The sequence below is a fragment of the Ruminococcus albus 7 = DSM 20455 genome, from assembly GCF_000179635.2.
Taxonomy (GTDB): domain Bacteria; phylum Bacillota; class Clostridia; order Oscillospirales; family Ruminococcaceae; genus Hominimerdicola; species Hominimerdicola alba.
Genome location: NC_014833.1, coordinates 3,184,661 through 3,196,779, shown reverse-complemented (window position 1 = coordinate 3,196,779; position 12,119 = coordinate 3,184,661). Strand labels below are relative to the sequence as shown.

The window sequence follows — 12,119 nt, the reverse complement described above, 5'->3', positions numbered from 1 at the left end:
GATATCACATGAGCAAAAAACAGGCATTTAATCCTTATCTTCCCAGCTGGGAGTACATACCCGACGGAGAACCCTATGTTTTCGGGGACAGGGTGTATGTATACGGTTCACACGATCTCTGGAACGGTTATGTATTCTGCATGGGGGACTACGTTTGCTGGTCAACACCTGTGAACGACCTTGGCAACTGGAGATATGAGGGCGTTATATATCCGCGAAACGCCGACCCTCTCAACAAGGACGGTCATATGTGCCTCTATGCCCCCGATGTTACGGTGGGTCCCGACGGCAGATACTATTTATATTATGTGCTTGACAAGGTGGGCGTTATGTCCGTGGCGGTATGTGATGAACCTGCGGGCAAGTACGAATTCTACGGATATGTACATTATAAAGACGGTACACGTCTGGGTGAACGCGAGGGGGATGAACCCCAGTTTGACCCCGGTGTTATCACCGAGGGCGATGTTACCTATATGTACAGCGGTTTCTGCGGTATAGGCGACAAGTCACGCACGGGCGCAAAGGTAGTTACCCTTGATAAGGATATGCTGACAGTCCTCACTGAACCGAAACTTATTGCCCCTGGCAGCTGTTACAGCGCAGGCACCCAGTGGGAAGAACACGCATTCTTTGAAGCATCTTCCATACGCAAGGTGAACGGCAACTACTATTTTGTATACTCATCGGAAGTTATGCATGAACTGTGCTACGCAGTCAGCGACAGCCCTATGGAGGGATTCAGGTACGGCGGTGTGTTGGTAAGCAATACCGACCTGCATATAGATACATACAAGCCCGCCGATATGCCCACCTGCCGCGGCGCAAACAATCATGGCAGTATCATCGAGATAAACGACGAGTGGTATATCTTCTATCACAGACATACCAACGGCACATGGTTCTCGCGTCAGGGCTGTGCCGAGAAGCTGACACTGAAAGAGGACGGAAGTTTCCCGCAGGTTGAGATCACCTCATGCGGACTCAACGGAGGACCTCTGGAGGGCAAGGGCGAATATCCCGCATATATCGCCTGCAACCTGTTCACCGAGAAGAAAGAACTCTACATCGGTGATCTCAATTCTCCGCGTATAGTGCAGGACGGCAGAGACGGTGATGAGGAGATAGGCTATATTGCAAATATCTGCGACGGCACCAACATCGGTTTCAAGTATTTCGACTGCAAGGGCATAAAGCGTATAAGCATAGCTACCCGTGCATACGGCGACGGTACATTCCAGATAAAGACCGCATGGGACGGCGAAGTGCTGGGCGAGATAAATGTTGTCGGTAATAATGTATGGACTGCATCGGGCACAGATGTAAGCATACCCGATGGCGTAAATGCCATATGGCTGACCTACAAGGGCGGCGGCACCCCTCAGCTGAAGTCCATAACGCTGGAATAAGCCTTTATATTGTATGATCAACGCCCGCGGAAAAATCCGTGGGCGATTTGTATCTTGCTGAAACTTTTTTGCAGACAAGTATGTCTGATAAGGTGAAAGGGCAAAGCACCACAAACTTTATAAAAAATATTTTTTGAAAAGTGAAACTTTTCACAACGGTATTTCGTCTGATAAGGTGTAAGGGCAAAACCACTGCACTTTATCAGAAAAAAATTTTTGGAAAGTGAAACTTTTTGCAAAGATATTTCGTCTGATAAAGTGAAAGGGCAAAGACCCTTGAAGAAAGGAGGAGAGGAGAGCCGTGAGCGAAGAAAACGTCAGGGACCGCTTTGAGATGATATACAACAAGACCTATGACTACATATATAAATATCTCATCGTCAAGGCGGACTCGCGTGAAACAGCCGAGGATATCCTGCAAAGTGTATATCTCAATTTGTACAAACGTATGCTGGCAGGCGACAGGATACTTGAACCCAAGCATTACCTTATGCGCAGTGCCAGGCATGGTCTGACAGACTATTACAGATCAAAGAAAGTGAACGACAGCATTGATGACGGAGTAGAGATAGTAGATGAGAAAGCACTGAACAGTCTGGAGAATGACGACGGCTTTACGTATGAAGAGATACTTCAATGCCTGAAAGAATCGGACGAAGTTACTTACAGGATATTCCTTTTGCACTTCGGTCACGACTACACAATTGAAAGGACAGCAAAAGCGCTTGGGCTGGCGGAGTCCACGGTAAAGTCAAAAATGTACCGTGCACTGAAAAAGCTCAGAAAAGAGATAAAGGAGGGTGAGAGATATGCGATTTTCGGACGGAGTAAAGAGATATGAGACAGATACAAAGAAAAGATTGTTCGATGAGATCATCGCAGCTGCAGAAAAAGATAATATGGTTATCCCCTTAACACACCACAAGTAAGATCACTGCACCAAAGCAGCCAAAAGCCTTAAATACGCACTGTTTCCCAGCTTACGACGGTTGAATTTGTAACAGTATTCGGCAGCATATAACGCTGTGTGGATCTTTTCGTTTCCGTGGTAAGTTCCCATGATCATTGCTTTGAAGTTTGATATAACTTTATGCATCCAATTCAGCTGACCGCTTGTCGGATCATATGTTTCAAAAACATGGAAGTATTTCTGTGCCAACGGTTTCTTGTAACTTCGAGCATTATCACTCTCGATCTTCGAGCCAGCGCGGATATTATCCCTGGCAAATCTACCCACAGTTATACCCTTTAAATTCGGCACATCTCTCATTTTAACGTACTCGGGATTTCCTGCTGCGTTCTTCGATAAAGCTACGATCATCTTGACTTTTTCAGTACCTCTGCCGCGCTTTTTACCGTGAGTCGGAGCACCGAGATACGTGTCATCAAGTTCAACGATTCCGTCGAGCAAATAGCGTTCTTCACGGCATTTCATAGCTTTTCTGATGCGGTGAAGGATGTACCATGCAGTCTTGTAGGTCACCCCCAAAGACCTCATCAGCGTAACAGCAGAAACACTGCATTTGTTGCTCATAATGAGGAATGCGGTGACTATCCACAGTCTGAGCGGAATATGTGTTCTGTGCATAAAAGTTCCGTTTGTGGCGGATATATCTGCTTTACAGAACTTGCAGCGCAGCAGATGGCGTGACCTTATCCTGCGGTACTCAGAGCCACCGCAAAACGGGCAGGCAAAGCCCTTTTCAAAGCGGATATCAAGCAGAAAATCCTTGCAAAAGCTTTCATCTGCGAACTTTGAATATATCCCATCAAGTGTGATCTCAGGTTTCGGAAATCTTTTTGACATAGCGACAGCTCCTTTCGTTTCCTGTCACTATTATACTATATTTTCCGGTTTTTGAGGTCTGTTTATTTGGACAGCATTGTAAATTATCTGTGGTGTGTTAAAGGGATAACCATGAAAGATAATATAAGAGAGATCTCTCACGCAGACGGCGAAACGGCTGTTATCATACAGCAGGACATGGAGGACAACAATATGACAGGCACAGGAGGAAAAGCAAGGATCCGAAGCAGCAAGGGCGGCATCATAGCAGCAGCCTGCGCAGTACTGGTCATCGGCGGCGGAATTTTTGCAGCAGGACGTATGGACATAGACCGCAATAATGATATTTCAGCTGCGGCTACAGAAACGTCTTGCACAACAGATTCTGAGGACAGCACAGCAGAAACAGAAGAACTGTCGGAAGATCATGATACAAGCATTAAGACGATAGAAAGAGAAAAAATAAAAGACGATAAGAAAGAGAAAGAAAAAGAAAAGGAAAAGAAAGCTGAAGAGGCTGGAGAAGAGGGAGAGAAATCCGAAATATCATGGCGAGATGAGGTGGACAGAGATACAATCGATCTCATAGACAAATCAGACTTTGTGGGTCTGGTTCGGATAACGGACATTCAGAAGGAAACAATAGACGGAGAGGAATATACAGATTATACCTGCTCGCTCATTGATGAGAATGATAATGCAGGAATAGTTTTCAAGTTTACAGGTGATACTACTATACCTGACGAGTTCAGCATAATGGAGAAAACTCAGGTAGAAGAACTGCTTGCCAAGGGAGATAAGATACTGGTGTGTGCAAAGAACGGTGTTCAGAGCACATCGGGCAGATATTCTCTTGAACTCACCGATGATCTTACAATGTTCAGGTGGGATAACGATGCAGCGAGGTATGTGAATGTTTACCGTCCGGGTCATATTATAACCGATACTTCCGAGGGTATATACGGCGATTATCTTTGCGGTCTGTACGAGAACGGTTTGGATAATTACTACACGGATATCCTTTGGTCAATGTGTGGCAGGTTCAATTATGATGCAATAAAGAACTGGTGTGAATTCCAGAGCCTGCCTTTCAATGTTGAGGCCGAATCTGGTCAGGATTTTCCCGATGGTGAGATAATCGGGATTAAATGGCCTAACAATTTCGAGAGCAACGGAGCTACTATTTTGATAAGTGACGGTCTTAGCTACACAGGCGGAAATGTTGATACCTATGAAAATAATCCGAAGGATATCGACCTTAACGTAAGAGATAAGGGCGTTACCACAAAGGAATTTGATTCATATAATATGGAACTTAGCAGACTATTCTACAATAGGAACGACAATACCTACGGAGTAGTTATAGACGTTTCAAACAAGGACGGCAGTGCATTCAATTATGATGAATGGGTGGCAGATCACATGGACTTTATTTATGGCGATTTTGAGCCCATTATGAAGCTGACGGATTCTTCCGCTGTGGATTCAGGTATAAACTGGCTGACAGAAGACAATATGAAAAATCACGTAGCCTGCGTATTCCACGCAGAAAAGCCTCTCTCGGAAGTGGACAGCAGTGTTCCGCTGAAACTTGAGGTAAATACTGTAAGAATTGGCGAGACCGAGGAAAAAGGCAAGTTTGAAGCAAACTTCAATATAGATATAACCGACATAAAGAAATGACAAATACTACCAAAGACAACAAAACGCAAATGCGGAGCGCTGTGTGATGAACACAGTGCTCTGTTTTTTTGTATATCCTCTTGACAAATCAGAAGAACTCTGTTATAATTGAGTTAGTTAGTAAAAACTAACTGCGAATAGATCAAAAGCAGGCTCCTTTCAATATGCCTTGTGCGATAGGGCGGACATTGAATAAACAGGGCCTGCGAGTCAATAATGTGAGAGATCACGTTAAATAAATGCCGTTTACGGCAGATAGGAGAAATAACATGGATTATTTGGTCATTGAAAAAGTAGTTGGCAGAGAGATACTTGATTCAAGAGGAAACCCTACGGTAGAGGCTGAGATAACTCTTGCTGACGGTACTGTTGCAAGGGGCACAGCACCCTCGGGCGCATCTACAGGTGAGTTTGAAGCACTGGAACTTCGTGACGGTGACAAGGGCAGATATCTTGGCAAGGGCGTAGAGAAGGCAGTGAACAATATAAATACTGTTATCGCAGAAACCATCACAGGTATGGATGCTTCTGATATATACGCTATCGACGCAGCTATGATAAAGGCAGACGGAACAAAGGATAAGTCAAAGCTTGGTGCAAATGCTATACTTGCAGTATCTATAGCCTGCGCAAGAGCAGCTGCAACATCTCTGGACATTCCTCTGTACAGATTCTTAGGCGGTATACAGGGCACAAAGCTGCCTGTACCTATGATGAATATCCTCAATGGCGGTGCTCATGCTGACAGTGCTGTTGATACTCAGGAATTCATGATTATGCCTGTTGGTGCTCCTTCTTTCAAAGAAGGTCTGCGCTGGTGTGCTGAGGTCTTCCACAGCCTGAAGGCTCTGCTGAAAGCTATGGGCGATGTTACCGCAGTAGGTGATGAGGGCGGCTTTGCTCCCAACAGCCTGAAGAGCGACGAGGAGGCTATCGAGAAGATACTTGAAGCTATCAAGGCAGCAGGCTTTGAACCCGGCAAGGACTTCATGATAGCTATGGATGCAGCATCCTCTGAGTGGAAGAGTGAGAAGGGCAAGGGCTTCTACAAGCAGCCCAAGAGCGGCAGAGAGTTTACCTCTGACGAGCTTATCGCACACTGGGAGGCACTTGTTGACAAGTACCCCATAATCTCCATTGAGGACGGTCTGGATGAAGAGGACTGGGACGGCTGGGTAAAGATGACCAAGCAGATCGGTAACAAGGTACAGCTTGTGGGTGATGACCTGTTCGTAACAAATACCGAGCGTCTTGCAAAGGGTATCAAACTCGGCGCAGCTAACTCTATCCTTATCAAGCTCAATCAGATAGGCTCTGTATCCGAAACACTTGAGGCTATCAAAATGGCTCACAAGGCAGGCTACACAGCTATATCCTCTCACCGTTCAGGTGAAACAGCAGATACTACTATCGCTGATCTTGCAGTGGCTCTCAATACCTGCCAGATAAAGACAGGTGCGCCTTCACGTTCTGAAAGAGTTGCAAAGTACAATCAGCTGCTTCGCATAGAGGAACAGCTCGACGGTTCGGCTTGCTATCCTCAGATGGATGCATTCAATGTAAAGAAATAAAATTTCTCCAAATTATAATATACGATATCCGACTTTCGGCTTTGCTGAGAGCCGGATATCTTTTTTCTCCGATAAAAAAGCTGCGTGACCGAAAATGGTCACACAGCTTTATATTGTTATAAATTATCTTCGTTATCCGCGGAGATTACTTTCTCTTGGAAACTACTGCAACAGCGCCTGCAAGAGCAAGACCTGCAAGAGCAAGACCTGCGGTAGCACCTGTTGCCTGGTTTGTGTTGTCAGAAGCAGCAGCTGCGGAAGAAGCAGTTGTAGTTGTGTTGTTGTTTACTGCAGCCTTGGAAGATGCAGTTTCAGCAGCCTTGCTGGAAGACTCAGCAGCCTTGGACTCAGAAGAATTGCTGGAAGACTCATCAGCCTTGGACTCAGGCTGGCTCTCGGGAGCAGCTGCCTTCTCTTCACCGGTGATCTCGATGCCTGTTATGGAAGCATCCTTGCCCCACCAGAGCTGGCAAACTACCTGTGCAAAGTACTTCTCATCAGTAGGAGCACCCCAGTACTCTTCGCCCTTAGCGCCGAAATCAAATGTCAGTGTGTAAGCGCCGTCAGAACCCTCAGCAGTGATAGCCTTCTCTGCGCCTTCATTGCCCCAGGACCAATCAGTGTCATTCTGATCCCAGCCGCTCTTATTGCTGTTGAGCATCAGACCGCCGCCGAATCCGTCAGAATCATCAATGCTGAAAGAGATCTTAACTGCGGATACAGTAGCAGGATCATAAGGGCTTGCAGCCAGATCAACGTAGAGCTGATTGCCTTCCTTGACCTCAATATAGTCAAGACCTGTGTCATTAGTGAAAGTGGTGTCTGCGAATGCAGGTATAGCCATTGTTGCTGCGATAGCCAGTGCAGACATTCCTGCAAAGATCTTAGAAATTTTCATATAGATTACCTCCAAATTTCATATTATTTGTTTGTGGGATACAGTTATATCCCCGATCCCTAGTTAACAGTATATCAATTTTTTCTCACAATGTCAAGCATTTCGAGAAAATAATTTCGATTTGGTTACAAAAACTATTACAAAATTTACACAATGGTTTTGTGCAGTTTTGACAGAAATCGTTTTCAATTAAGTTAAAGGTATACTAAACCATTGGTGTATTAAGCTGTGATAAACGACATTGAAATTGCTGTTTTGAAAGCTTAAATAGCGATATATCAGGCTTTTGCCCGTTCACAGAGCCAATTTCAAATGTCGTTTTTATATCACCTGTCTGTGAGTATCAGTGTGCCTCCACACCCGAGAATGCTACGCCGACGCGCTTGCCCTCGTAAGTAGCGACGTATGTGAAACTCTGTTCCTTTACTGTTATGTTTCCCTTTACGTCGATATCTATATAAGCTACGGGACGCTTTTCGATATAGAGCTCCTTTACCTTTTCGGGATAATTGTTGTCGTATATCCTGAGTATGTACTTCCTGTGGCAGCTTGAATCCCTGATAAGGGCTATGGTATTTACCGTATGGGTATCATCTATAGTAGTAACGACAGGCACGCCCAGGCTCAGCTGACTGCAAAGCATATCAAAGCCTTCGTCACCGTTGGTAAGGTTGAATTCCTCGTCCTTGTCATCCCACTGTAATGAGTTGAGTCTGTAAAGCGCCGCGCAGAGCTGCGCATCATCGTTGTTGTAGCCCTTGGCTATCTTTTCCATACCCTCTGCGATATCCAGGCTGAGAAGCTCTACCTTTGACCATGGCAGGTTGCCTGATTCAAACTTGCGTTTTGATATTTTCCAACCTCTGTTCTCTGCATCCGCACGGTAATCACTGTTGACCTGAAGGACATCACCCTTGCTGGTGTAGTCGATATAATCGGTCACTCTTGAATAGCGATGCCTGAATATATCGGCGGATACAGCACTCAGCGTTTTTCTTTCCTCATAAGCCTTGGCGGTACTTGTGCCGCTGAGGTCATATCCTGCAGCGTCCACCTTCTGGAGAGATGGGTCAGTGGGAGATATATCTCCCAGGGACATACGGAAATTGCCGAGATACCAGTCCCTTGCCATGACCGCCATGCCGAAATCAACACTTGCGGAGGTGGTCGTCCTGAAATTCTTGAAGGAGAATCCGTTTTTAGCAGGTTCAAAGCCCGTATTGTACAGCGAATAACCTGTTATGGTATCCGATGAATCCGAATATGAGACTATGTCGTAGTTAAGTGTGGTCACTATCTGCTTATATACATCGTCAAGTGCATTTGCTTCCGAGGCCGAGTAGTACTTTCCGCCTGTGGAGTAAGCCATTTCCTGCAGCCATGCGCGGTCTATCTCTCTGCCAAGACCAACAGTCAGAACTATTACCGACTTTTCGTTCGCAAGCCTTGCCAAGTTTTTGATAGACTCGGCATTTGTTTCATCTGATTCTCCGTCAGAGAGCATAACGATGATATTAACATATTTTCCGTCACCTGTGGCGGTAAACTCCTCTATACATCTTTTTAGAGCAGTCTGGTTATGTGTACCGTCGAAGATCTCATCTTCGGTCCTTATCCTTTTAATAACATCACTTAGCGCTGTCCTGTCATCGGTAAAGCCGCACATACGGGTGTATGTTCCCGTGAACTTGCTTATACCTATGCGGAAATCACTGTCGAACTTGTCTATCAGCGACTGTGTGAAATCAAGTCTCTTGAAATCCACATCGTTTTCCGATGACGTGGGACAAAGCTCCTTCGGGTACATGGAACCCGAGTTGTCGATAAGGAAAGCAACTCTGGTAGTTGCGGCCTCATTCACTGATGCATCTGCACCTACAACGTATGTGCCCGGCTCTGTGATAGTTGCCTGAACATATCTTCTTTTGTTGTCAGACCTTGATTCAAGGGGGATATACTCCCTGCTGTCAACATCGAACCTCATCACCTTGAGATCCTTGAATTCACAGCCGCATTTTCTCAGCCTTGATTCATCCACGGATATCTTAATAGTCGCTTCCATGCAAGGATACTCAGAGTAAAAATCGTAAGCCGCTGATACCACACTGGGGTTTGATGATATACCAAAAAGATCCAGCTTTTCTATGGAAGCGCCTGCTATGTTCGGGTTGCCGCTCAGGTGCAGTTTACAGCCGTTCAGCCGTTTTTCCACTACCATTACACGGGTATTGTCAGGGGTGCTGCCGTCCGTCAGATCAAGTCTCGGGCTCGTTCCTGCTATTACTTCGTAGCCGTCCAGCATCTCATCACCGTCAGTGTCGGGATTGAGAGGATCGGTGCCCAGCTTTATCTCGTCGCCGTCACAAAGTCCGTCACCGTCAGTGTCCGCATTCTGAACGCTCGTTTCAGAGTCTGATTCAAGCTGATTCATTATCCCGTCGTCGTCCCAGTCCTCGTTTTCGGGAAATTCGGGCTCTTTGTATGTACTTTGTATATCCAGCTGAGATATGGCGTTCTTTGCAGTATTTATCCTGTTGTTTCGGCTTATGCTCATGCCAACTAAAGCTATAACTACCACTACAGCTGCAAGCACGCCCAGCAGAGTTACCAAGGTTATTCTTTTTTTGCGAATGCTTCTATCAAGGCTTTTGACAAAATCATCAGCAGTAGGTTTACTATGATTTATCTTCATTGCACTTGCTCCGTTCTTCCGGTTTTTTATCAAAGCTCACGCTGACCTCTGGTCAGGTTTTGCTATGTCAGCTTATGTTATATGTTTATTCTAACATAATTTTGTTTATTTTTCAAGCGGTTAATTAGGAAAATATTACACAAAATATTGTGCTGAATTTATACTCTGCGTACATAAATCGGATCCGATCCTTTTATTTATTCATATCTTTACATGAAAGATCTTAAAATATCAAGGGGTACTTCCTATGCTTCTGCAGGATACGGATATCATCTGTGAACTTCCGGCGATTTCTGTCTTAGGGCGCTATTGTTGTTTTTTCACAGATGTTATCATAGGTGTAATATCCGAATTGCCAAATTGCATATATTTAATTAAACAAAATAAGTCACATTTCCGAAATTTATTTTTCCTATTGACAGCGTTTTGGATATAGTGTATAATGTTAAGTGAAAATTTTTGGGATAGTTTTTGACTATTCTGTGCAAGAAGGAGTTTTTGCTTATGACCATAAAAGACGCAAAACAGCAAGTGCTCGATTCTATCAAGGCTTATCTTGAAAAAGATGAGTTTGGTGAATACAAGATAAGCATCGAGCATCAGAGACCCTGCTTCCTGCTTGGACCTCCCGGTATCGGCAAGACCGCTATCATGGACCAGATAGCACAGGAAACGGGCGTAAACCTGATATCCTACTCAATGGCTCACCAGACCAGAGAATCTGCGATGGGTCTGCCGGTCATCGTTGAGAGAAACTTTGTCGGTGCAGATGTAAAGGTATCAGAGTATACCATGTCCGAGATCATTGCTAATATTTACTATACTATGGAGCAGACTCATATCCGTGAGGGTATACTGTTCCTCGATGAGATCAACTGCGTATCCGAATCCCTTGCACCTATCATGCTACAGTTCCTGCAGTACAAGATCTTCGGTCTGCACCAGATCCCTCCCGGATGGGTAATAGTTACCGCAGGTAACCCCCCTCAGTTCAACAAATCTGTTAATGAGTTCGATATAGTTACTTGGGACAGATTCAAGAAGGTCGAGATCGATGCTGAATTCCTCTGCTGGAAGGAATACGCTTACTACGGCGGTGTTCACCCCAGCATAATAGCTTTCCTCGAACTCCACCCCACTCTGTTCTACGAGATAGATGCTACTGACAGACACAACTACAAGATCATAACCGCTCGTGCATGGGAGGATCTCTCCGAGATGATCCAGCTGTACGAAAGTGCAGGCATGGCTGTTACTCTTGAACTGGTAGGTCAGTATCTGCAGGATCACGATGTTGCTCCTATGTTCTATGAATTCTATTGCAGATTCAATGAACTGCGTGAGGTATACGATCCCGATGATCTGCTGGACGGCAACATCACTCAGGAAGCTGTTGACAGAGCACGCAAGGCTGATATCGAAGAAGCTGTGGCACTGATGAACCTGCTGATGGACGGCGTTACTTATACTATGAGAACGACTATCCAGATGGAGAAGATGATAAGACAGATACACCCCAAGCTGGAGGATATCCTTATCAAGATCAACGAAGGTCTTTCCTGCCGTCAGATAATCGCAGAGCATATCATGACCACAAGGAAGAATCTGGATATGGCTGTAAAGGCGCGTATCATCTCACCTTCCAATAAGAAGATACAGCACTGGATAATCCACAATCTGGAAGCTTACATGGACAAGTGTACCAACGAAGGCCGTGACAACAAGCAGAGATGTACCATCATCATACAGAATGCGTTCACCAATCTGCTTAACGGTGCCAAGAACGTTACCAGCCAGTCCATGACAGGTCTGAAGAATATGTTCGTATTTATGGAAGCAGCATACGGCACTGACAGTCCCGTTATGAAGAAGCTTCTTGAAGAACTGACAGTAAACTGTCATACTACTGACTTCATCAAGAAGTATGGTTCTGACGAGTTCTACAGACTTATCGGTCAGCCCGCAGTTGAGCCTACCTATAACAATATGTATGAGCTAAATCTGGAAGACTGCCTCAAGTTTGAATAATGTACTTTGCTCCCCTGTTTATGCAGGGGAGTTTTTTATTTTGCCACAATGG

8 protein-coding genes are annotated in these 12,119 nt (G+C 45.2%); 5 read left to right on the top strand and 3 right to left on the bottom strand.

The window, feature by feature from the left end; all coding sequences use genetic code 11:
- The first annotated feature begins 8 nt into the window (after positions 1–8).
- Both RUMAL_RS14430 and RUMAL_RS14425 read left to right on the top strand, forming a co-directional pair.
- The gene (locus RUMAL_RS14430) at positions 9–1,409 is read left to right on the top strand and encodes a family 43 glycosylhydrolase (RefSeq protein ID WP_013499422.1); all 1,401 of its coding nucleotides are present in this window, start codon (positions 9–11) and stop codon (positions 1,407–1,409) included.
- Between the two features lie 301 nt (positions 1,410–1,710).
- A complete protein-coding gene (locus tag RUMAL_RS14425) occupies positions 1,711–2,250 on the top strand; it encodes an RNA polymerase sigma factor (RefSeq protein WP_013499421.1) in 540 nt (179 codons plus the stop codon).
- 90 nt (positions 2,251–2,340) lie between these two features.
- Here RUMAL_RS14425 and RUMAL_RS14420 read toward each other — a convergent pair whose 3' ends face one another.
- Positions 2,341–3,216, bottom strand: coding sequence for an IS1595 family transposase (locus RUMAL_RS14420; RefSeq protein ID WP_013497884.1), 876 nt, complete (start codon positions 3,214–3,216; stop codon positions 2,341–2,343).
- A 111-nt stretch (positions 3,217–3,327) separates the two neighbouring features.
- On the opposite strand from RUMAL_RS14420, the gene RUMAL_RS14415 reads away from it, so the two are divergent.
- Both RUMAL_RS14415 and eno read left to right on the top strand, forming a co-directional pair.
- Complete coding sequence (locus tag RUMAL_RS14415) at positions 3,328–4,878, top strand: hypothetical protein (RefSeq protein ID WP_162145125.1); 1,551 nt, start codon at positions 3,328–3,330, stop codon at positions 4,876–4,878.
- Positions 4,879–5,147: 269 nt separating this feature from the next.
- On the top strand, positions 5,148–6,449 hold the full coding sequence (eno, locus tag RUMAL_RS14410) for a phosphopyruvate hydratase (protein ID WP_013499418.1): 1,302 nt from the start codon (positions 5,148–5,150) through the stop codon (positions 6,447–6,449).
- Between the two features lie 145 nt (positions 6,450–6,594).
- Here the strand turns inward: eno and RUMAL_RS14405 are convergent, their stop codons facing one another.
- Together RUMAL_RS14405 and RUMAL_RS14400 are read right to left on the bottom strand one after the other, a co-directional pair.
- The gene (locus RUMAL_RS14405) at positions 6,595–7,347 is read right to left on the bottom strand and encodes an NPXTG-anchored protein (protein ID WP_013499417.1); all 753 of its coding nucleotides are present in this window, start codon (positions 7,345–7,347) and stop codon (positions 6,595–6,597) included.
- A gap of 343 nt (positions 7,348–7,690) precedes the next feature.
- Positions 7,691–10,039, bottom strand: a complete 2,349-nt coding sequence (locus RUMAL_RS14400) for a vWA domain-containing protein (RefSeq protein ID WP_013499416.1) — start codon at positions 10,037–10,039, stop codon at positions 7,691–7,693.
- 504 nt (positions 10,040–10,543) lie between these two features.
- Between RUMAL_RS14400 and RUMAL_RS14395 the strand changes: the two genes are divergently transcribed.
- A complete protein-coding gene (locus RUMAL_RS14395) occupies positions 10,544–12,067 on the top strand; it encodes an ATP-binding protein (protein ID WP_013499415.1) in 1,524 nt (507 codons plus the stop codon).
- Positions 12,068–12,119 lie beyond the last annotated feature (52 nt).

Excerpts from the sequence above, each read along its gene's own strand:
- RUMAL_RS14430 (WP_013499422.1), top strand. The coding sequence starts at position 9 with ATGAGCAAAAAACAGGCATTTAATCCTTATCTTCCCAGCTGGGAGTAC.
- RUMAL_RS14420 (WP_013497884.1), bottom strand. The coding sequence starts at position 3,216 with ATGTCAAAAAGATTTCCGAAACCTGAGATCACACTTGATGGGATATAT.
- RUMAL_RS14415 (WP_162145125.1), top strand. The coding sequence starts at position 3,328 with ATGAAAGATAATATAAGAGAGATCTCTCACGCAGACGGCGAAACGGCT.
- eno (WP_013499418.1), top strand. The coding sequence starts at position 5,148 with ATGGATTATTTGGTCATTGAAAAAGTAGTTGGCAGAGAGATACTTGAT.
- RUMAL_RS14405 (WP_013499417.1), bottom strand. The coding sequence starts at position 7,347 with ATGAAAATTTCTAAGATCTTTGCAGGAATGTCTGCACTGGCTATCGCA.
- RUMAL_RS14400 (WP_013499416.1), bottom strand. The coding sequence starts at position 10,039 with ATGAAGATAAATCATAGTAAACCTACTGCTGATGATTTTGTCAAAAGC.
- RUMAL_RS14395 (WP_013499415.1), top strand. The coding sequence starts at position 10,544 with ATGACCATAAAAGACGCAAAACAGCAAGTGCTCGATTCTATCAAGGCT.